Genomic DNA, 20,237 nt, shown 5'->3' with positions numbered 1-20,237 from the left:
GGATGAGAACCGTTGCATGATTGAGGCGAAAGTTTCTCCTGATCGGACAACGGCGCTGCTCTGGTGCGTTCTGTGCGCGCTGTTGCTCTGGTCGATCTCGCCGATCCTCGATCCGGTCAATGTCGAAGGCTTCAGCGCCGCGATCGTCGGCCTCGGCGAGCGCCTCTTCCAAGGCGATCTCCAGCGCTTCGATCAGCTTCATCCCTTCAATGTCGAATTTTTCGCGCTGTCGAAATTCGGCGCTGTGCTCAATGTCGCTGTCTTGACGCGCTGGTTCGGTCTTGACGGCGTCACCGCGATAAAGATCGTGATCTGGGCGAGCGAAATCGTGCTGCTGGCCGCCACGGCGGTCCTGGTCCGGCGATGGTCCGGCGCCTCGCGCCTGACCGCCGCCGCCGCGATCCTGCTCGTTCCCGGCCTGCTCGAAAACAGTTTTTTCATCAATGACAACGTCCCGGCGGCGGCGCTGGCGGCGTTGGCCTTGCTGTGCTGGAGCCGCACACCCACCGCGGCGAAAGCCTTGCTGGGCGGCGCCTTGCTCGGCTTCGCCGCGCTGACGCGCAGCGACACGATCCTGCTCGCCGTCGCGGCGCCGCTGATTTTTTTCGAGCAGACCAAAGACGCAAGGCGGTGTTTGGGACTGCTGGCCGCCGCCGCGATTGGCGGCGCGCTGGTCTGGTGCGGCGGCCTCGCGCTGTTCGGCGCCAGCGTGCTGGACGTGTTGCGCGTCGGCCGCCACGCCGTGGCGCTGTGGGCGCGCCCGCAAAACTTCCAATATCAGGAAGTCCTGATTTTCATCGGTGTTCCCGGCCTGTTGCTGGCGATGACTGGCGTCATCGAAGCGCTGACGCAAAAACTGTTCGTGCGTCTCGCCTTCCTGATGGCGCCTGTGCTGGCGGTGGCCATCGTGATCGGGAGCAGCCTGTGGCAGTCGCGCCAGTTGCTGACCCTGGCGCCGTTTTTTGCGACCCTGGTCGCCTTCGGTCTTGACCGCATCGTGGGGAGATCGGCGCGCCAGAACGAAACCGTGTTGCGGGCCTGTGTGATCGCGCTCGTCGCGGTGGCGTGGCTTTGGCCGCAAAAGGCCGCGCTCGACGAGGGGCCGCGCGCCTTGTTCGGGCGCCTCTACAGTCCCTGGCAATGGTCGGATTGGCAAAAGCGGGCGCGGGCCGATGTCGCGGTCATCGACAGACTGATCGCCGGAGCGCCGGGACAGACGCGCGCGCTGGTGACGGACGACTGGAGCATCGATCGCTACGTGAATCAGCAGGCGACGGCGGCCGGCTTCACCCTGGCGTCGCCGCAACAGACTGAGGCGGCGTGCCGGACGATCGCCGAAATCTTCTCACGCGGCGACCGGCGAATCGCCCACATCCGCATCCACCAGCCCTTCCTCCCGGAAACGCGACTGCTCGATCGCGCGCGCTTTGACAGTCTGGCCCTGCCCTGCCTCGACGCCCTTGCGCCGAGCCAAACCGTCTGGCTGCGAAGCGGCATGCCTTCTCCCCAGGACGCCCCCGCCAGCGACAAGGTGACGTCGTCGATCTTGTCCCGCGTCGAGGCTTTTCTGCGCGCGGACTCTCCGCCCCTCATCGCCACCCCGCTCGATCAGGCCGGCTTGCAGCGGCTGAAGGCGCGGTACGCCGAGGAAGAAGCGGAAGAAAAGCCGAAATTCGCGGAGGCGCGGCGCGGCGCCAGATCGGTTGAAGCGGCCATGGCCGCGACGCGCCAGATCATCCCCTTTCCGCGACCCAAGTGAGGCGCTCGAGTTGAGGCTCTCCAGTTGAGGCTCTCGGCCAAGGAGCCGGCGCGCTTCAGTTCAGCCGCGCAAGCCCGCCACGCGTAAAACTTCGTCGTCGGAGTCGATGACCTCGAAGGCCGAGCGCACCTACTGGCTTATCGGAATCGACCGTCCGGTCGCGAGGTTGACGAACGTCCACAAGGTCTCCGACTGAGCGACGATCTGCCGGCGCTCCGCACAGCGCACGAACAGGGTGCGACGCGGCGACTTTCGGTCTGTCATCCCCGCGATCCAGGTGTAAACAGCGATTTCATCGTGAAGCATCGCCGGGCGCAAGTATTCTATCGTGTGCGATCGGACGTACCAGGAGGCTCCGGTTTCAAGGTAGCGCGCCATGGGCCACCCCTGCGCCGAGGAATGTTCGATGGCGATCTCCTCCATCCAGCGGAGGTATTCCTGGTTATTGACGTGGCCGTGGACGTCAATGGCGTCGCGCCCGACCCGAATGGTCTTGACGAAAATTCCTGGCATTGTCGCTGATGGTTTTATTCCGCCGCCGCTTTGATCGCCACCTTCTTTCTGATGGGCTTCTTCTCAACACTGGTCACTACTTCGCCAGCCTTTCGGCCCAGCCCGGCGCTCTTGGCCAACGAGGACCGCTGAGCGGAATAGTCCGGGGCCACGATGGGATAATCGGACTTCAAGCCAAACGCCGCGCGATACTCGTCCGGAGACAGGTTATGTTCGGACTGGAGATGACGTTTGAGGGATTTGAACCGCTTGCCGCAGCACAGGCACGTCAACGCATCCGAACTGATGGACTTCTTGACTGAAACCGCCGGCTCCATTTTCTTCGGCTCTTCAGCCGCAACGACTGTCGCCGTTCCGCCAGCGGCGCCGAAAGCGGTCTTGACCGTTTCAATCACAGACATGAGGTCCGCAGGGGCCACGGTATTATTGGACAAATATGACGAAAGAATTTGCGCTATCAGCGCCGTATTCTCATTCTCGGCCATTTGATTTTTCTCCGAATCACTCTTATAGATCACGACATGAAACTACTCTTTTAATTTTAACATTCAATTGATGAATGACGCTCATTGATTTTTGCATTGCCGAAATCGAAAGCTTTGCCGCAAGTGGAAGCATGTTTCGTCGGTTGACAGTCGCCAGACGAAGAGGCGGTATTTCACCTGTCGATTGATCAAACTGTCGCGAAGCGAAATGGCGGATCAGTGTGAACGCGGCCGCGTTTATTTGGCCGTGCGGAACTTCCTTGCCGGGGAGGCGTGAGGGGCGTGTTCGCTTTTGCCGCGACTGAAAATTTCCATCTCAGGTTGTCGCGGGTTTGTTCAAAACCGGAGAAAAAGCGATATTTTTGGTGAAAACCATGCGGATTCTTGCGCAAAACTGTTGTTTTCGGCGCACGCAACCGAGAGGTTGCCCACGAGATCTGTGGGCGCGCAGGGGCGGCGCGGGATTTTCGCCGATGGCGTTTCCGGTGATTTTATCAGGCAAGTCATTGGTTTATGGAGACGCGCTGTGTGAGGGGTGTTTCACATGAAACAAAACGTGAACACTATGTTGTGGTTTTTGCATTTTCACTTTGGAATTTTGGGATCGGCGCTTTCACTTTTCGCCGCGCGGAGGCGCTGAAGCCAACGCCCGAGTCCCCCTCACCCCTGCCCTCTCGCGCCTGCGGGGCTCACGCCGCCGCCGCCATCTCCTCCGCCATGCGGCCCACCGCCGGATAGTCGATCTTGCCGGAGCCGAGCAGCGGGATCGAGTCCACCACCACGACCTGCGCCGGCAGCATCAGTTCCGTCGCGCCCATGCCTTTGGCGAAGGGGATGAAGTCGCTGCGGTTGGCGTTGGCGTGCTCGGTGAACAGGATCAGCCGTTCGCCCTTGCGCGGGTCGGGCCGCGCCACCACGGCCAGCACCGCCTCCGGCCAGAACTGGCTCGCCAACGCCTCCACCGCCGCCAGCGAGATCATTTCGCCGGCGATTTTGGCGAAGCGCTTGGCGCGGCCCTTGATGGCGACAAAACCTTGCGCGTCGATGGTCACGATGTCGCCGGTGTCGTGCCAGCCGTCTTTCGGCGCTTCCATGACGCCGGGGTTTTCGCTGCGCAGATAGCCCATCATGATGTTGGGGCCGCGCACGTGCAGGCGGCCGCCTTCCGCAATGCCCGGCACGGGTTCGAGCCTGGCCTCGATGCCCGGCAGCAGCCGGCCGACCGTGCCGAACTTGTTGAACATCGGCGTGTTCAGGCCGAGCACCGGCGCGCATTCGGTGACGCCATAGCCTTCCAGGATGCGCAGGCCGAATTTCTCGTCATAGGTGTTGCGCGTCGACTCCTTCACGGCCTCCGCGCCGGCGATGACATAGCGCAGCGAGCGGAAATCGTAGGGGTGCGCGGAACGGGCGTAGCCGGCGAGCAGGGTGTCGGTGCCGAACATGATGGTGGCGTTGCAGCCATAGACCAGTTCGGGCACCACGCGGTAATGCAGCGGAGAGGGATAGAGATAGAGCGGCACGCCGGACACCAGCGGCAGCAGCATTCCGGCGGTCAGGCCAAAGGAATGGAACACCGGGAGGATGTTGAACACCCGGTCCTGCGGGCCGAAATCGATGCGCGCGGCGGCTTGCGCCACATTGGACAGGATGTTGCGGTGCGACAGCATCACGCCTTTTGGCGCGCCTTCGGAGCCTGACGTGAACAGGATGGCGGCGCAGCCTTCCGGGTCGCCGTCATGGATCGGTTCCCGCGCGTTGAGCAGGGCGCGCAGCTTGTCGCGCGCCGACACCTGCGCCTTGACGTCCTCAAGATAGACGAACGCGATCTGTTCGCCGACCTTGTCGACCAAAGCTTGCAGATTGGCCTTCTCGATGAAGCCGCGCGAGGTGACGATGGTTTTCACCTTGGCCGCCGCGCAGGCCGCCAGAATGTTCGCCGGGCCGGCGGTGAAATTGATCATGGCCGGCGGATGGTTGGCCGAGGTCAGGCCGAGAAAGGCCACGGCCGCCGCATTGGAATTGGGCAGCATCAGGCCGAGCGGCGCGCCAGCCTCGGCGAGACCGTCGAGTTTTTCGCCCAGCGCGCGGGCGCCGATCAGCAATTTGCGATAGGTCAGCTTGCCGCTGATCGGGTCCTCCACCGCCACGCGACCCTTGCCGTATTTCGCGGCGGCCTCGACCACGGAGTTGAACAGGGTTTTCTTGACGTCCGTCGTGCGGAACACCAGGTCCGACATCACCTGGTAGAGCGCCGCGCCTGCGGCCATGCGCCGCGCCTTGCCGCGCAATCTTTCGTCCACTTTCAGCTCGACCGGTTCCATCACGGTGACACGCACCTTGGGAAACCAGCGGCGCGGCGCCTGTTCGCGCGACAGCCGCGAGAAGGCGGTGCTCTCCAGGCCGTCGAGCCTGACAGGCACGACTTTGACATCGGATTTGTCCGCGATCATGCCGGCGCCGTCGTAAACCTTCATCAGCGCGCCCGTGACGGTCAGGCGTCCCTCGGGGAAGATCACCAGCGAGGCGCCGTTGCGCACCTCCTGGATCAGGCCGCGCGTCGCCAGCGGCCTTGAGGGATCGAGCGCATAGGTGCGGGCGAAGCGCAGGAACGGCTTGACCCACCACTCCTGGGCGATTGCTGAGTCGATGGCGAACACCGGGGCGCCTTCGAGCAGGGAGAAGGCCAGCGGCGCGTCCAGAAAACTGACGTGGTTCAGCGCCACGATGCAGTTTGGCCCCGCTTTGGCGAAATTTTCGCGGCCGACGATCTCCACGCGATAGAAGGCGCGGAACACGATGGAGAGCAGATCGCTCAGGGGGTTGGTCGGCAAGGTCTTGAACATCCAGATAGCGGAAGCTGCGCAGGTCGCTCCCATTAGCGCGAACAGGCCGGAAAAGCCAAGACCCGCCGCCTGCAACGCCGCGACCGCCACAGCGCCCAAAACCATGAGGGCGGCGTTGAGCACGTTGATGGCGGCGACGACGCGCGCCCGCTTGTCCGTGTCGGCCCAGGCCTGCGCGGCGGAAAAGCTCGGCACAGCCAACACGCCGCCAGCGAAGGCGAGGCCGAACAGGTCAGCGCCGATGCGCCAGGCCAGGGCATGGCCGAAGAAATCGCTGTCCGGCGCAATCGGGGCGACGCCATTCAGCGCCAGCGCCAGTTCGACAGAGAAAAAGCCCATCGCCAGGGTGGCGACCGGCGCGGGCAGCAGCACGATGCGGCCGGCGCAAAGGAAGGCGCCGAGGCCCGAACCAAGCGCCACCGCCACGGCGAAGGCCGCGAGATAATAGGACACCGCCATCTCGTCGCCGCCGAGCTGCATTTTTACCAGAGGCGGCAACAGGGATAGCGCGATGGAGCCGAACATCCAGAACAGGCTGACCATCACCCCGGCGCGCCACAGGCGGCTGTCGCCCCACAGATCCGAGATCAGATGGCCGGTGGAGCGAAAAATGTTCTTTTCGATCTTCAGATCGGGCGCGGCCTCGCCGGTCTTCGGGATGAACAGGCTGGCGATGTAGCAGGCGGCGGCGATGCCAAGCATGGCGTAAGCGAAATGGGCGGGATTGCCGCCGCCGCGCGAGGCGAAGCCGCCTGCGAGCGTGCCGAGCAGGATGGCGACGAAGGTCGCGCCCTCGATCAGGGCGTTGCCGACGGGCAGTTCGCTCTTGTGCAGGTGGTCGGGCAGGATGCCGTATTTGATCGGCCCGAACAAAGCGGAAATGCAGCCGAACAGGGCGAGCGCGGCGAACAGCAGCGGAATGGATTGTAGGGCGAAGCCGCCGACCGCGATGCCGGCCGCGAGCATTTCCGTGAGCTTGAGCCGCTGCGCCAGCTTCGCCTTGTCGAAGCGGTCGGCCATTTGACCGCCCAGGCCCGAGAGCAGGAAAAACGGCAGGATGAACAGGCCGCCGGCGAGCGTCACCAGCGATTGCGCCGATGATCCCGCCATTTTGAACATGATGAGGAAGACCAGGGAGTTCTTCAGGAAATTGTCGTTGAAGGCGGAGAGGAACTGCGTCCAGAACAGGGGCGCGAATTTGCGGCCGGTCATCAAAGCGAACATCTGGTCCTCCCGAAGCCGCGTAAAATGCAGCCAAAAACGGAAATTATCCGTTGACTTAATGTCGCAGGGGCGCGCTCCCGAAAGCGGGAGCGACCGGGCCGGACGATATACGGTTTCCGCGAGATTGCTTCGCAATTCGCGCAAACAACTCGCGCGGAATTCCTTGGATCGCGACGGCGAATTTCCGCGCGAATGGAATGCGAAATCAAAAATGAATCACTCGGATTTCGTATTACTTGCCGATGTCCATCAACAGCCGTTCGGTCTTGGCCTCCCGATGCGGGTGAGGAGCCTGTCGGACTCATGCTTGTCGCGGGCGGTTTTTGTTACGGAAACGCAGGACTGCGCCAGCATGACCACGCCCATGCCGAGATAGGCCTTGGTCCACAGATCGACCGGCAGGAAGAAGATGCCGGCGGCAAGCGTGAAGAACGCCAGGATGAGTGTGGCGTAATTGAAGGTCACCCAGGCGGAGGAATGAGAAACGACGTTCTGGTTCACGGCCTTGGTCCTTTGGTTGGGGACATCACGCGGCGGTCTTCGCCCTCAGCCTTGCGAACACATCCTCGGCGGTGGCGCGCAGGCGCGGGCCGCGGCCGGCCTCGGAGAGTTTTTCGGCCATCTTTTGCGGGTTGCGGTCGTCGTCCAACCCGGCCCGCGCCTCTTCGACGTCCTCGGCCAGCAGGTTCCTCTCGGTCAGTCGCGCCAGCGTCGCTTCGACTTCGGCGAAACCGGCGCGAAACGGGTTGTCGCCCTGCGCGTCGCGGCGCAACTGGCCGAGCGCGTTTTTCGCGCGCACGAGATTGCGGCCCCGGTGCAATTCCGAAAGGCGGGCTTCCGACTTGCGCAGGCGGCGGCGCATTCTTGCGCATTGGCCTTCATACAGCGCGCAGGCGCAGCTGACAGCGTTGCGGTCGGCTTCGAGATCGGCCAGCAGCCCGGCGGTCTCCAACGCCAGATCGTCACGGTCCTGGTTCAGCGCCGCGCAGGCCCGGATTTCGAGATCGGCGATCTCGGCTTCCAGCATGGCGAGGCGGCGCTGCTCGCCCTGATGCTGGGCGGTGGCGAGCGCGGCGGCCTTCTTCGCCTCGGCCAACGCCGCGACGCAATCCCGGATCTGCTGGTCGAGCAGGGTGAGGGCGTGGGCGTCGGAAAACTGCTCCTGGGTTATAAAAGTCTTGGCGCGGAACAGTTTGACAAGCGTCTTGAACATTGCGGTCCCCGTGATATGAACATCGTTCATAATCTAGCTGTAGCGCAGACTTGAACGCCGTTCAAGATAATTTTTGAACAGAGTTCAACATACCGCGCATAAAGGTTAAGACATGACTAAAGCCGAGGAGCGCCGTGGCGCCCAGCGCGAGCGCCTGATCGATGCCGCCGAGCGCACCGTCGCAGAGTCGGGCCACGTCGCGTTGAAGGCGCGGGAGTTGGCCGCCGCCGTCGGCGTGTCGCTCGGCGGCGTCTATAATCTCGTCGGCGACCTCGACGAATTGCTGCTGCGGGTGTCAGCGCGCACGTTGCGCCGACTCGACGCCGCGCTGGCGGCGGAAGACGCCGACGATCCAACCGAGCGTCTCGTCGCAATCGCCCTGACCTATTGCCGGTTCGCCCGCGACAACCTGTCGCTGTGGCGCGCCCTGTTCGAGCACCACCCGGCCGAGGCCCCAGACTGGCATGTAGAAATTCAGCTCGGGCTGTTCCGACACCTGGCCGAGCCGTTGCGGCGGATCGCGCCCGACAAGAGCGAACCCCAACGCCAGATGCTGGCGCGCACGTGGTTTTCCGCCGTCCACGGCGTCGTGCTGCTGGGCCTCGCGGAAATGCTGGTGGCCGTGCCCTATGACGCGCTGGAGGCGCAGATCGCGGAAATGGTCCGGGCGCTTTGCGCGGGGGAGCGGCAAGCTTAACGAAATTTCGGCAAAACGCTTGATTGTGCGCCGCACCCACGGTCATAAGCGAAAAAGATGAAGCGACAATATGACGCAAACGGAGCAGGGCATGGCGGAGTTGCAGGCAGCGGGCGGCGTGAAAAAGGCGAAAACGCCGTTTTACCGGCTGCTCTACGTCCAGGTGCTGGTCGCTATCGCGCTCGGCGTCGTGGCCGGCATTTTTTTCCCCGACTTCTCAACCTCCCCCGGCGTGAAGGCGCTCGGCGACGGTTTCATCAAGCTGATCAAGATGGTGATCGCGCCGATCATTTTCTGCACCGTCTCCTCCGGCATCGCGCATATCCAGGACGCCAGCAAGGTCGGCCGCGTCGGCGTCAAGTCGCTGATCTATTTCGAAGTCGTTTCCACTTTCGCGCTGGTGATCGGGCTCATCGTCGGCAATGTGCTCCAGCCGGGCGCGGGTTTCGCCGGCAAGGCGGGCGACGTAGCGTCGGTGGAGCAATACGCCAAGGTCCATCGCACCACGGTCGAGTTCCTGCTCGGCATTATCCCGGATTCCGTGATCGGCGCCTTCGCCAACGGCGACATTCTTCAGGTGCTGCTGTTCTCGATCCTGATGGGTTTCGCACTATTGGCGCTAGGCGAGAAGGGCGCGCCGCTGCGCGCCTTGATCGACACCTCGGCGCAGGCCGTGTTCGGCGTCATCAATATCGTGATGAAGGCCGCGCCCTTGGGCGCTTTCGGCGCCATGGCCTATACGGTCGGCAAGTTCGGCGCGACCTCGCTCGGCAGCCTGGCCTCGCTGGTGGGAACCTTCTATCTCACCTCGGCCCTGTTCATTTCCATCGTGCTCGGGACCATCGCGGCGGTCTCCGGGTTCAACATCTTCAAATTCCTGGCCTATATCAAGGACGAACTGCTGATCGTGCTGGGCACTTCATCGTCGGAAAGCGCCCTGCCCCAACTCATGGCCAAGCTGGAGCGCGCCGGCTGTTCGCGCTCGGTGGTCGGCCTGGTCGTCCCCACCGGCTACAGCTTCAACCTCGACGGCACCAACATTTACATGACGCTGGCGACGCTGTTCATCGCCCAGGCGCTCGGCGTTCACCTCGACCTGACGCACCAGTTGACCATCCTGCTGGTGGCCATGCTGACGTCCAAGGGGGCTTCGGGCATCACCGGCGCGGGCTTCATCACCCTGGCCGCGACGCTGGCCGCCGTCGATCCGCGGCTGGTTCCGGGCATGGCCATCGTGTTCTCCATCGACAAGTTCATGTCGGAGAACCGCGCGCTGACCAACATCATCGGCAATGGCGTGGCGACCGTGGTGGTGGCGTCCTGGGAAAACGAACTCGACCGCGACAAGCTAAAGGCGGCATTGTCGGGCAAGGCGGCCGTCTCTTGACGGGAACGACGTATCCACGATCTCAACTAAGCAAGCTTCGCGCAAGATTCAGGCTTGCGCGAAGCTTGCTCTGAATGAGCAACTCCGCAAGGCGTGATTGATTTCAACTCCATCCTGTTTATGCTCGCGCCAACTTTATTGGCGGAACCTTTTGTTCAGCGTCACCGCGCTCTCCAAACGACAGATTTGTCCCATGCACCCGTGCCAAGTCGATCCCACTTACTACCGGGAACACTATCCCGACCTGAAAGCGCTCACGGACGAGCAATTGCTCGCGCATTTCCATACCCTTGGCAAACATGAGGGGCGCGTCGGAACGCGCTTCGCCTTGCGCGAGAACCAAAGCGACTTGCTGAATGGCGCTTCGGAGGCGTTGGAGATCGGCCCCAGCCTATTCCCGATGATCAAAGGACCAGGCGTCAAATATTTCGACTTGCTCAGCCAGGAAGAGTTGCGCGCCGCCAGAGGATACGCCATCGCGGACCTCGAACCCCCTTACATCGATTTCGTCTCGCCGACCGGCGACCTTTCGATCGTGACGGGAACCTATGACGCCGTGGTCAGTTCGCACTGCATCGAGCATCAGCCCGACCTCGTTCAACATCTGAAGGACGTCGGGCGATTGCTCAAGCCCGGCGGCAAATACGTCCTTTACATGCCGGACAAACGCTATTGCTTCGATCACTTCATCGCGGAAAGCTCGCTCGCCGATGTGATGCAAGCCCATGTCGAACAACGCAAGGTCCACACCCTCGCCAGCATTGTCGAACATCTCGCCTTGGCGACACATAACGACAAGGAACGGCACTGGAGCGGCGACCACGAGGATCCCGGCTATCGCTCAGGCGTCGCCGCCAGGGCGCAGAACGCCGTTCGTCAATTTGTCGAGGCCAACGGGGCCTATATCGACGTCCACGCTTGGCAATTCACGCCGGACAGCTTCCATTTCGTCGTGGATCGCCTCGCGGAAATGGGCCTGTCGCCACTCAAGGTCGATCAGGTCTATTGCACGACGCGCAACCAAAGCGAGTTCGGCGCCGTCCTGGCCCGGGCGTGAGAGGCCAGGTTTTCACCCGTTCAACCGCCAGATAACAAGATTGAGCGCCCCGGCGAAGCCGACCCAGAGCGACAAGGGGACGAAACACAGTCCGGCCAGCCGGTCGAACCGCCAGAACACCACCAGCGTGGCGACGACCAGCAGCCATTGCGGGATGACGACGACCAGACCGAGCAGCGGGCTCTGGCCGGCGAAGAAGGCGAAAGACCACAGCACCGCGAAAAGCAACTGGCCGATGAACAGACCGATCGCGAGCTTGCGGCCGGGCTGGCGCGGCAGGATCAGGATTCGCCAGAACGCCAGCGCCATCAGGCAATAGAGCACAGTCCAGACCGGACCGAACACGACGTTTGGCGGGTTGAAGGCCGGCTTATGCAGGCTCTCGTACCACGGGAACAGATTGGGCGCGGTCGCGAGTTGGCCGAGAGCTGAATCGAAGAACACCAGGCCCGCGGCGACCAGGCCGGCGCGGCCTTGCCGCATCCCCGGTTGCGGCGTGAGCGTCGTTTGGGTCATGGCGTCGTCCTGGGTCATAACGTTTCAGATCGCGTTGCGCGAAACGTCCACAGGCGATGGGCGATGAAATTGTAGACCAGAACGACGCCCGTGGTGAACATTTGCGCGAGAATGTAGGGGATGCCCAAGGCGCCCGTCAGCATCGCCATCAGCGCCCAGGTCAGGAAAAAGCCGCCGGCCGCCACCACGGCGAAGCGCCAGCCGGCCTCGGCATGGGTGCGCTGGGTGTCGAAGGTGTGGCGGCGGTTGAGAATGTAATTCACCACGCCCCCGACGACATAGCCGGTCAGGGTCGACGGAATCACCGGCGCATGGACCAGTTCCTTCAGCCCGATCATGACTGCGTAATGCGCCGAGGTCGAGAGGCCGCCGACGATGAGGAAAGACGAAAACTGGCGTCGCAACATGGCGTTCAGCGCGGCGGCAGGCTGGAGAAATAGGCGGCGAGGCTCTGCATCTCCAACTCGGTCATGTGACGGCTCATGTACTGCATTTCCTGATGCGCGCGGCGCCCGGCGCGAAAAGCCCGCAACTGGTTGAAGAGATAGGCCTCGTTCTGCCCGGCCAGATTGGGTATTTCCGCGTCGCGGCCGATGCCGTCAAGGCCATGGCAGGGCGCGCAGCCCGCGATCAAGTCCCCGTCCATCGCCCAAGACGCGCCAACCCAGCCCGGAGTGACGCAGCATAGCAGGGCGAGAAAGAGGAAAATACAGCGCATGAGCGGCGATCTCGACGATTTTGCCCGCGCTGCTTACCATGCCGCAATGAAAAAGTCGTCACCCTGGCGCAATCCCCCTCCATTGCGTGCAAATGGGGTTCACAGCAGAAAAAAACTCGTTTAACAGGTTCGCCGACAAGAGGGACTGCGACAGCAGCCCCGGGCCGGGCGCGCGCCACGTCCCGACAGGGACAGACGGCGGAGGACGCGCACCGGCAAACAGGCCGGAGCGCGGCCTTTTTTTGTGTGCGGCCTCGCCGGACCAGGCGCCGCCGAAAAACGACAAGCCGGGCGCAGCCCGTCATAACAAAGAGCAGACATGCCGAAGCGCACAGACATCCAGACGATCATGATCATCGGCGCGGGGCCGATCGTCATCGGGCAAGCTTGCGAATTCGACTATTCCGGCACGCAGGCCTGCAAAGCGCTCAAGGCCGAGGGCTACCGGATCGTCCTGGTCAATTCCAATCCGGCGACGATCATGACCGACCCGGATCTGGCCGATCGCACCTATGTCGAGCCGATCACCCCGGAAATCGTCGCCAAGATCATCGAGAAGGAGCGCCACGCCGTTCCCGGCGGCTTCGCCCTGCTGCCGACGATGGGCGGCCAAACCGCGCTGAACTGCGCCCTGTCGCTCAAGAAAATGGGCGTGCTGGAAAAATTCGATATCGAGATGATCGGCGCGACGGCGGAAGCCATCGACAAGGCCGAAGACCGCGAGTTGTTCCGCAAGGCCATGACGAAAATCGGCCTGGACACTCCGAACTCGCACCATATCAAGACGCTGACGCAGGCGCTGGAAGCGCTGGACGACATCGGTCTGCCCGCCATCATCCGCCCGTCCTTCACGCTGGGCGGCACCGGCGGCGGCATCGCCTACAACAAGGCCGAGTTCATCGACATTGTCGAGCGCGGCATCGACGCCTCGCCCACCAACGAGGTGCTGATCGAGGAAAGCGTCCTCGGCTGGAAGGAATATGAGATGGAGGTGGTCCGCGACAAGGCGGACAATTGCATCATCGTCTGCTCGATCGAGAACATCGATCCGATGGGCGTACACACCGGCGATTCCATCACCGTCGCCCCGGCGCTGACGCTGACCGACAAGGAATATCAGATCATGCGCGACGCCTCGCTGGCGGTGCTGCGCGAGATCGGGGTGGAGACCGGCGGCTCCAACGTGCAATTCGCCATCAATCCGGCCAATGGCCGCATGATCGTGATCGAGATGAACCCGCGCGTGTCGCGTTCGTCGGCGCTGGCGTCCAAAGCCACCGGCTTTCCCATCGCCAAGGTCGCAGCGAAGCTGGCCGTGGGCTACACGCTCGACGAAATCGCCAACGACATCACCGGCGGCGCCACCCCCGCCTCGTTCGAGCCGACCATCGATTACGTGGTCACCAAAATCCCGCGCTTCGCGTTTGAAAAATTCCCCGGCGCCGAACCCATCCTGACCACGGCGATGAAATCGGTCGGCGAAGCCATGGCGATCGGCCGCACCTTCGCCGAATCGCTGCAAAAAGCCCTGCGTTCGCTGGAAACCGGCCTGTCCGGTCTCGACGAGTTCGAGATCGACGGCATGGGCAAGGGCGACGACATGAACGTTTTGCGCGCAGCGTTGGGTACGCCCACGCCCGACCGCATCCTTGTGGTCGGACAGGCGCTGCGCATGGGCATGAGCGAGCAGGACATCTTTGAAGCCTGCAAGATCGACCCCTGGTTCCTGTCGCGCATCGCCGAGATCGTCGCGTTGGAAAACAAGGTCAAGACTTTTGGCCTGCCCAAGGACGCCGAGAATTTCCGCGCTTTGAAAGCCGCCGGCTTTTCCGACCTGCGCCTCGCCTCGCTCACCCGCCAGAACGAGGACGAGATCGCCGCGCTGCGGCGCGCGCTCGACGTGCGCCCGGTGTTCAAGCGCATCGACACCTGCGCGGCGGAATTCTTTTCACCCACCGCCTATATGTACTCGACCTACGAGACGCCTTTCGCTGGCGTCCCCGCCTGCGAGTCGCGGCCGAGCGACCGCAACAAGGTGGTGATTCTTGGCGGCGGCCCCAACCGTATCGGCCAGGGCATCGAGTTCGATTATTGCTGCTGCCACGCCTGTTTCGCACTGAGCGACGCCGGCTATGAAACCATCATGATCAACTGCAATCCGGAGACGGTCTCAACCGACTACGACACCTCGGACCGCCTCTATTTCGAGCCGCTCACCCGCGAGGACGTGCTGGAGATCCTCGCCAAGGAGCAGGAAAACGGGACGCTGCACGGGGTGATCGTGCAGTTCGGCGGCCAGACCCCGCTAAAACTCGCCAAGATTCTCGAAGACGCCGACATTCCGATCCTCGGCACCTCCGTCGAGTCCATCGACCTCGCCGAGGACCGCGACCAGTTCAAGCGCCTGCTCGACAAGCTCGGCCTCAAGCAACCGAAGAACGGCATCGCCTATTCGGTGGAACAGGCGCGCATGGTGGCCGGCGAACTCGACCTGCCGTTGGTGGTGCGCCCCTCCTACGTGCTGGGTGGGCGGGCCATGGCTATCATCCGCGACCCCGGCGAACTCGACGATTACCTGCTCGGCACTTTGCCGGGCCTGGTGCCGTCCGACGTGAAGACGCGCTATCCCAACGACAAGACCGGCCAGATCAACACGGTGCTGGGAAAAAATCCTCTGCTGTTCGACCGCTATCTCGTGGACGCCGTCGAAGTGGACGTCGATTGCCTTTGCGACGGCAAGGACGTGTTCGTCGCCGGCGTGATGGAACATATCGAGGAGGCCGGCATCCACTCCGGCGATTCCGCCTGTTCGCTGCCGCCCCGCTCGCTTTCGCCGGAGATCATCGCGAGACTGGAGGACCAGACCCGCAAGATGGCGCTGGCGCTCCATGTCGGCGGCCTCATGAACGTGCAATATGCGATCAAGGGCGGCGAAATCTACGTGCTCGAAGTCAATCCCCGCGCCTCGCGCACCGTGCCCTTCGTCGCAAAAGTGATCGGCATGCCCATCGCCAAGATCGCCTCGCGCGTCATGGCGGGCGAGAGCCTCGCCTCCTTCGCGCTGAAACCCTGGAAGGGCGGTCATGTCGGCGTGAAGGAAGCCGTGTTCCCCTTCGCGCGCTTCCCCGGAGTCGATACCGTGCTCGGCCCGGAAATGCGCTCGACCGGCGAGGTGATCGGCCTCGACCGCTCCTTCGACGTCGCCTTCGCCAAGAGCCAGCTCGGCGCCGGCGCCAAGGTGCCGACGTCGGGCGCCCTGTTCGTCTCGGTGCGCGAAACCGACAAGCTGCGCGTGCTCGACGCGGTCAAACTGCTCGCCAGCCTTGGTTTCAAGGTGCTGGCGACCGGCGGCACCGCCCGCTTCCTCAACGAACAGGGGATAAAGGCGCAACGCATCAACAAGGTGTCGGAAGGGCGCCCGCATGTGGTGGACGCCATCAAGAACGGCGGCGTGCAGCTCGTGTTCAACACAACCGAGGGCGCGCAAGCGCTCGCCGATTCGCGCTCGCTGCGCCGGGCCGCCCTGCTGCACAAGGCGCCCTATTACACCACGCTGGCGGGCGCGCTGGCGGCGGCGGAAGGCGTGCGCGCCTATCGCGCCGGCGACCTGGAGGTGCGGGCGCTTCAGGATTATTTCGACTGAGCGCGCCGCCGCCGCCGGCGGATTGCTTGCCGATGGCGGCGGAAAAAGATATCCAGTGTCCGATTTGGCGGGCGCGCAGCCGCCTTGTTTGGAAATATCGATTGTACGCAAAGGATGCGGAATGCCCCTTTTGGAATTCATAAAGGCAAAAAATTCAATTTCGAAACTTACGCTTGCCTTTGAAAGATCTTCGTCCTTCATTGAGCAGAAAAACTTATGGATCTGTGGTCTTTTTTCTCTGTTTTTGACTTTGAAGTTTTATCCAGGGTTGTTTTATTACGATGTCATTTGGCAAATAAACTGGGTTGAATATATCTGCAAGGCCATCAAGGCGCACACGCTCGCGTTCCCGCCAGACTTCTTTAATCAATGGCCGATCTGGAACGTTTTCATTCGAATTCCGCTCTTCCTTATAACCAAGGATTTCGGCATATTCATTTTACTCTCCGCATTTTTCTTCCTTTATTCGGTTCTTGAGCTTCATCGTAAGCTAGGCTACCCGAAGACATTCATTATCACCGCATCAATCTTTGTGTTTTCGCCTTTTGCGGGATGGATGATCCTGCATGGGCCACATCTGTTCGTCACCGCTTGCGTTTTTTGCTTTGTCAGCTGCCAGATCAGCGGAGCCTTCCGGCGCGCGCTGATCTTCGTCGGCGCGGCGATCCTCCTCCGCCCGGAAATGGCGCTGATTTTCTTCCTCTGCGCACTGCTTCTGATCCTAAGCAGACGCCTGCCCCCGAAGGCGGGAATGGCGACCTTGGCCGCTTGCGTCATCGCCGTGGCGGCTTCCCAGATCAAGGTTGGCCACGGTGGGCACATAAGAACGATGAACCTGGGTCCTTCGCTCGTCGGCCTTTATCTTCTTTCGCAAATCCCCGGGACATCAGCGCCCGTCGGCGACTTCGCCCCGGACAAGCCGGTAATCGACGCCACTTGCTCCTTGAACATGTGGTGCCAGGATCTTCAGAAAAGCGTCAATTGGGACAAGCTCTACGCCAGCCGCCTCTCCGGCATACTCCCCGGCGTCGGGCGTATCATTGCTGAAAATCCCAGGGAAGCCGCCGCGTTGATGGCGGAAAGAACGAAGATCTTCCTGTTTCGACGGCTGAGCCTCGCGGAACTCGGCCGCCCCGACATGCTGAAATTTGCAAATTCCAAAGTCATTCAGAACTCCCTGACCGATAACGTCGTATCGCTCGTCAGCCGCCATCAGTCGTTCTATAATTCCGCTCTCGGGGCGATCTATATCCCCATCGTCTTCATGCTTTTGCCGTTCGTGTTCGCCATACCGCTGAGAAGCGGGCGCATTTTCGTGACCAGCCTCGCGCTGGCGATCTCGACGCTGTGCTTCACGCTGGTCTATCCGACCGACGAAATCCGGTATTACTTCCCCGAAATCGCCTGGATGATTGTTCTGGCCCCCGCGAGCATGGCGAGCCTCGCGCTCATGGTGGCGCGAAGGCTTTCGTCCCCGCGACCTCGCCAACCCGCGCAAGATCGCGATCTCGTTCCGGGACCAACATCATGACCGCCACGCCGCCGATGTCCTCTCCGCAAATCGCCGCCGATCCGACGCAACCGCAGCCCGCTCGCCTTGCGGACTACATCGCCATCGCCCGGCTCGATCACAGCACCAAGCATATCTTCATCGCGCCGGGCCTTGTGCTCGCCTATCTCCTCCGAGGCGTCCGGGTCGAGAACCTCCCGGTCTCGCTCGCGCTCGGGCTGCTGACCGCAGTCTGCATCGCCTCGGCCAATTATGTCATCAATGAATATCTCGACCGGGAGTTCGACCGGCATCACCCGACGAAATCGCTCCGCTCCGCGGTCCAGCGCGCGATGGACGGTCGGATCGTCGTCGCGGAATGGCTGGCGCTCGCCGGCCTAGGCCTGACCTTCGCCGCATGGCAAAGCCCGCTCATGCTGATCATCGCCGGATTGTTCGCGGCGCAGGGCCTTGTCTACAACGTCGCCCCGATCCGCAGCAAGGACAAGGCCTATCTCGATGTCATTTCGGAATCGGTCAACAATCCGCTGCGCCTGACGATCGGCTGGGCGATTATCGATCCGACTTCCCTGCCGCCGGCCTCGCTGATCCTGGCTTATTGGTTCGGCGGCGCCTTCCTGATGGCCGCCAAGCGTCTGTCCGAATACCGCGAGATCGGAGAATCGCACGGCCCCGACCTCCTGGCCCGCTATCGCGCAAGTTTCGCCCACTACACTGACGCCACACTGACCGCGTCCTGCATCGCCTTCTCGCTGCTGTCGGTCGCCTGTCTCTCCATTTTCCTGGTCAAGTACCGCATCGAATACATTCTGGTGGTGCCCTGCGTGGTCGCCCTATTCACCTTCTATTTCATCATGTCGGTCGAACCGGATTCTTCCGCGCAGAAGCCGGAAAGGCTGTTTCGCGAGCCTACTCTGATGGCGCTTGTCGCCCTGCTTGTGATCGTGTTCCTCATCGCCAGCGTGTTCCACATTCCCCTGCTCGACCAATTCGTCGAACAACATTTCATAGTCGTGCGGTGATGACGGCGCTGGACTGGAGCCGAATCCGGCTGGTCGCGTTCGATGTGGACGGAACACTTTACGACCAGCGGGCCTTGCGGCTGAGAATGGCGTGGGAGATCGCCTCGCACGCCCTGGCGACACAGTCGATGCAAACCCTGCGCATTCTTCGCCGTTACCGGTCGCTTCGCGAGACCCTTGGCGACGCGGAAATCGAGGGCTTCGAACCCATCCTGATCGCCAGGACGGCGCGGGAGGCCGGCGTCGGCGAAGCCGACGTCCGCGGGGTCGTCGGGGAGTGGATCGAGCGGCGCCCACTCGCGCATCTCGCCGCCTGCCGATACGCCGGCGTCCGGGAACTCTTCCTTGCCTTGAAGAGCCGCGGCATCTTGATCGGCGTGTATTCCGATTATCCCGCGCGCGAAAAACTCGAAATCCTGCAATTGCGAGCCGATCTCGTCGCCTGCGCGACCGACACCCACATTGGCGTCCTCAAACCTAATCCGCGCGGTCTTCAAGTCTTGATGCGCGAGGCCGGCGTTGCTCCCGAGGAGACGCTTATGGTGGGCGACCGCGTCGATCGCGACGCGGAAGCCGCCCGCCGCGCGGGAGCGCTAGCCGCGATCAGGTCCAGCCGGCGATTACCCGGACTCGTCACCTTTGCAAACTACACGGACAAGCTGTTCCCGCCGGCCCTCGCGCCGTGACCGACGCCCGCCCCCAGAGTTGACCTGCCGCCGGGAATGTACGATGGTATCTGCCCTCTTGCAGAAAGCCGACGCGCCCCACCGGGGCGCGTTGCGCGTTTGATCCCCGGCGCGTCCGCGGACGGCCCGAAACGAAAGACGTAAGGATGGAAAAGCTGCCCATGACCGCCGCCGGCTTCTCCGCACTGGAAGCGGAATTGAAGCATCGCCAGCAGGTGGAGCGGCCGCGCATCGTCGAGGCCATTTCGGAAGCCCGCTCCCATGGCGACCTGTCCGAAAACGCCGAATATCACGCGGCAAAGGAATCGCAGTCTCTGAACGAAGGCCGAATCGCCGAACTCGAGGACAAGATCGCCCGCGCGGAAATCATCGACGTCAGCAAGCTGTCGGGAAACAGTGTGAAGTTCGGCGCGACGCTCACGCTGATTGACGAGGACACCGAGGAAGAAAAGCGCTACCAGATCGTCGGCGACACGGAAGCCGACGTGAAATCTGGCCGCATCTCCGTTTCCTCGCCGATTTCGCGGGCGCTGATCGGCAAGAAGGTCGGCGACACCGTCGAAGTCAACACGCCAGGCGGCGGCAAGAGCTACGAGATCCTCAAGGTCGAATTCATCTAAATCTCGTCGGCGCGCCCACCCCGCACGATTGCCCGAGGCAGCGCGACGGCTCCGTGGGAATGCGGGGCCGCCATCCGCAGGGGCGATGCGCGCGAACCTGCTTTTTTTTCGCGCCATGCCCGCGATCTGCAATGGTGGGGTTAAATTGTCCCGCCGCGCCCATTCATCCTCCTGCTTATTCAATAAACCCTTGTTTTTTAGATAGCTTCAAAAACCAACGCCCCGCAGCGCGCATCGGCGTATCGCCCCGGTCTGCAACCGGGGATCACAGCCGTCGGTTGCATTCGCCCCTGTCACCGCGCGCCGACGGCATCAAGCTCGCTCCAACTTTCGTCTATTCT

At 62.4% G+C, this 20,237-nt stretch carries 17 protein-coding genes; 9 read left to right on the top strand and 8 right to left on the bottom strand.

Going from position 1 to position 20,237, the window contains the following annotated elements; all coding sequences use genetic code 11:
- The first annotated feature begins 16 nt into the window (after positions 1-16).
- Entirely contained in the window at positions 17-1,759 is a 1,743-nt protein-coding gene (locus CCR94_RS22905; RefSeq protein WP_104510581.1) for a hypothetical protein, read from the top strand.
- A 129-nt stretch (positions 1,760-1,888) separates the two neighbouring features.
- Here CCR94_RS22905 and CCR94_RS22900 read toward each other — a convergent pair whose 3' ends face one another.
- The 5 genes from CCR94_RS22900 to CCR94_RS22880 form a co-directional block, all read right to left on the bottom strand.
- Positions 1,889-2,272, bottom strand: a complete 384-nt coding sequence (locus CCR94_RS22900; RefSeq protein WP_104510580.1) for an acyl-CoA thioesterase — start codon at positions 2,270-2,272, stop codon at positions 1,889-1,891.
- Positions 2,273-2,286: 14 nt separating this feature from the next.
- Entirely contained in the window at positions 2,287-2,757 is a 471-nt protein-coding gene (locus CCR94_RS22895) for a Ros/MucR family transcriptional regulator (protein WP_104510579.1), read from the bottom strand.
- Positions 2,758-3,446: 689 nt separating this feature from the next.
- The gene (locus CCR94_RS22890) at positions 3,447-6,827 is read right to left on the bottom strand and encodes an acyl-[ACP]--phospholipid O-acyltransferase (RefSeq protein ID WP_104510578.1); all 3,381 of its coding nucleotides are present in this window, start codon (positions 6,825-6,827) and stop codon (positions 3,447-3,449) included.
- A gap of 249 nt (positions 6,828-7,076) precedes the next feature.
- The gene (locus CCR94_RS22885) at positions 7,077-7,328 is read right to left on the bottom strand and encodes a YiaA/YiaB family inner membrane protein (protein WP_425332355.1); all 252 of its coding nucleotides are present in this window, start codon (positions 7,326-7,328) and stop codon (positions 7,077-7,079) included.
- Positions 7,329-7,353: 25 nt separating this feature from the next.
- Positions 7,354-8,040, bottom strand: a complete 687-nt coding sequence (locus tag CCR94_RS22880) for a PspA/IM30 family protein (protein WP_158254883.1) — start codon at positions 8,038-8,040, stop codon at positions 7,354-7,356.
- A 112-nt stretch (positions 8,041-8,152) separates the two neighbouring features.
- On the opposite strand from CCR94_RS22880, the gene CCR94_RS22875 reads away from it, so the two are divergent.
- The 3 genes from CCR94_RS22875 to CCR94_RS22865 all read left to right on the top strand — a co-directional run bounded on the left by CCR94_RS22875 (position 8,153) and on the right by CCR94_RS22865 (position 11,181).
- A complete protein-coding gene (locus CCR94_RS22875) occupies positions 8,153-8,737 on the top strand; it encodes a TetR/AcrR family transcriptional regulator (RefSeq protein ID WP_104510576.1) in 585 nt (194 codons plus the stop codon).
- Between the two features lie 70 nt (positions 8,738-8,807).
- A complete protein-coding gene (locus tag CCR94_RS22870) occupies positions 8,808-10,124 on the top strand; it encodes a dicarboxylate/amino acid:cation symporter (protein ID WP_425332354.1) in 1,317 nt (438 codons plus the stop codon).
- A 193-nt stretch (positions 10,125-10,317) separates the two neighbouring features.
- Positions 10,318-11,181, top strand: coding sequence for a class I SAM-dependent methyltransferase (locus CCR94_RS22865; RefSeq protein WP_104510623.1), 864 nt, complete (start codon positions 10,318-10,320; stop codon positions 11,179-11,181).
- Between the two features lie 12 nt (positions 11,182-11,193).
- Here CCR94_RS22865 and CCR94_RS22860 read toward each other — a convergent pair whose 3' ends face one another.
- Genes CCR94_RS22860 through CCR94_RS22850 form a run of 3 tightly spaced genes read right to left on the bottom strand, consistent with a single transcriptional unit; the run spans position 11,194 to position 12,415 of the window.
- Positions 11,194-11,697, bottom strand: a complete 504-nt coding sequence (locus tag CCR94_RS22860) for a TspO/MBR family protein (protein ID WP_104510622.1) — start codon at positions 11,695-11,697, stop codon at positions 11,194-11,196.
- A 14-nt stretch (positions 11,698-11,711) separates the two neighbouring features.
- Positions 11,712-12,104: a GtrA family protein gene (locus CCR94_RS22855; RefSeq protein ID WP_104510575.1), complete on the bottom strand. Its 393-nt coding sequence runs from the start codon at positions 12,102-12,104 to the stop codon at positions 11,712-11,714.
- Between the two features lie 5 nt (positions 12,105-12,109).
- A complete protein-coding gene (locus CCR94_RS22850) occupies positions 12,110-12,415 on the bottom strand; it encodes a c-type cytochrome (RefSeq protein ID WP_104510574.1) in 306 nt (101 codons plus the stop codon).
- 319 nt (positions 12,416-12,734) lie between these two features.
- On the opposite strand from CCR94_RS22850, the gene carB reads away from it, so the two are divergent.
- From carB to greA, 5 genes are all read left to right on the top strand, one after another.
- The gene (gene carB, locus CCR94_RS22845) at positions 12,735-16,058 is read left to right on the top strand and encodes a carbamoyl-phosphate synthase large subunit (protein WP_104510573.1); all 3,324 of its coding nucleotides are present in this window, start codon (positions 12,735-12,737) and stop codon (positions 16,056-16,058) included.
- A gap of 121 nt (positions 16,059-16,179) precedes the next feature.
- Positions 16,180-17,589 (top strand): hypothetical protein, encoded by a 1,410-nt coding sequence (locus tag CCR94_RS22840; protein WP_104510572.1) that lies wholly within the window; start codon positions 16,180-16,182, stop codon positions 17,587-17,589.
- The gene (locus CCR94_RS22835) at positions 17,586-18,590 is read left to right on the top strand and encodes a UbiA family prenyltransferase (protein ID WP_244594189.1); all 1,005 of its coding nucleotides are present in this window, start codon (positions 17,586-17,588) and stop codon (positions 18,588-18,590) included. The genes CCR94_RS22840 and CCR94_RS22835 overlap by 4 nt, the downstream gene beginning before the upstream one ends.
- Positions 18,590-19,276, top strand: a complete 687-nt coding sequence (locus CCR94_RS22830; protein ID WP_104510571.1) for an HAD family hydrolase — start codon at positions 18,590-18,592, stop codon at positions 19,274-19,276. The genes CCR94_RS22835 and CCR94_RS22830 overlap by 1 nt, the downstream gene beginning before the upstream one ends.
- A 146-nt stretch (positions 19,277-19,422) precedes the next feature.
- Positions 19,423-19,896, top strand: a complete 474-nt coding sequence (greA, locus tag CCR94_RS22825) for a transcription elongation factor GreA (protein ID WP_104510570.1) — start codon at positions 19,423-19,425, stop codon at positions 19,894-19,896.
- Positions 19,897-20,237 lie beyond the last annotated feature (341 nt).

The organism is Rhodoblastus sphagnicola (genome assembly GCF_002937075.1).
GTDB classification, from domain to species: domain Bacteria; phylum Pseudomonadota; class Alphaproteobacteria; order Rhizobiales; family Beijerinckiaceae; genus Rhodoblastus; species Rhodoblastus sphagnicola.
The sequence above is the reverse complement of the archived record's forward strand: the minus strand, read 5'-3'. Positions and strand labels throughout refer to the sequence as shown.

Coding starts and splice junctions, on each gene's coding strand:
- CCR94_RS22905 (WP_104510581.1), top strand. CDS start 17: ATGATTGAGGCGAAAGTTTCTCCTGATCGGACAACGGCGCTGCTCTGG.
- CCR94_RS22900 (WP_104510580.1), bottom strand. CDS start 2,272: ATGCCAGGAATTTTCGTCAAGACCATTCGGGTCGGGCGCGACGCCATT.
- CCR94_RS22895 (WP_104510579.1), bottom strand. CDS start 2,757: ATGGCCGAGAATGAGAATACGGCGCTGATAGCGCAAATTCTTTCGTCA.
- CCR94_RS22890 (WP_104510578.1), bottom strand. CDS start 6,827: ATGTTCGCTTTGATGACCGGCCGCAAATTCGCGCCCCTGTTCTGGACG.
- CCR94_RS22880 (WP_158254883.1), bottom strand. CDS start 8,040: ATGTTCAAGACGCTTGTCAAACTGTTCCGCGCCAAGACTTTTATAACC.
- CCR94_RS22875 (WP_104510576.1), top strand. CDS start 8,153: ATGACTAAAGCCGAGGAGCGCCGTGGCGCCCAGCGCGAGCGCCTGATC.
- CCR94_RS22870 (WP_425332354.1), top strand. CDS start 8,808: ATGACGCAAACGGAGCAGGGCATGGCGGAGTTGCAGGCAGCGGGCGGC.
- CCR94_RS22865 (WP_104510623.1), top strand. CDS start 10,318: ATGCACCCGTGCCAAGTCGATCCCACTTACTACCGGGAACACTATCCC.
- CCR94_RS22860 (WP_104510622.1), bottom strand. CDS start 11,697: ATGACCCAAACGACGCTCACGCCGCAACCGGGGATGCGGCAAGGCCGC.
- CCR94_RS22855 (WP_104510575.1), bottom strand. CDS start 12,104: ATGTTGCGACGCCAGTTTTCGTCTTTCCTCATCGTCGGCGGCCTCTCG.
- CCR94_RS22850 (WP_104510574.1), bottom strand. CDS start 12,415: ATGCGCTGTATTTTCCTCTTTCTCGCCCTGCTATGCTGCGTCACTCCG.
- carB (WP_104510573.1), top strand. CDS start 12,735: ATGCCGAAGCGCACAGACATCCAGACGATCATGATCATCGGCGCGGGG.
- CCR94_RS22840 (WP_104510572.1), top strand. CDS start 16,180: ATGCCCCTTTTGGAATTCATAAAGGCAAAAAATTCAATTTCGAAACTT.
- CCR94_RS22835 (WP_244594189.1), top strand. CDS start 17,586: ATGACCGCCACGCCGCCGATGTCCTCTCCGCAAATCGCCGCCGATCCG.
- CCR94_RS22830 (WP_104510571.1), top strand. CDS start 18,590: ATGACGGCGCTGGACTGGAGCCGAATCCGGCTGGTCGCGTTCGATGTG.
- greA (WP_104510570.1), top strand. CDS start 19,423: ATGGAAAAGCTGCCCATGACCGCCGCCGGCTTCTCCGCACTGGAAGCG.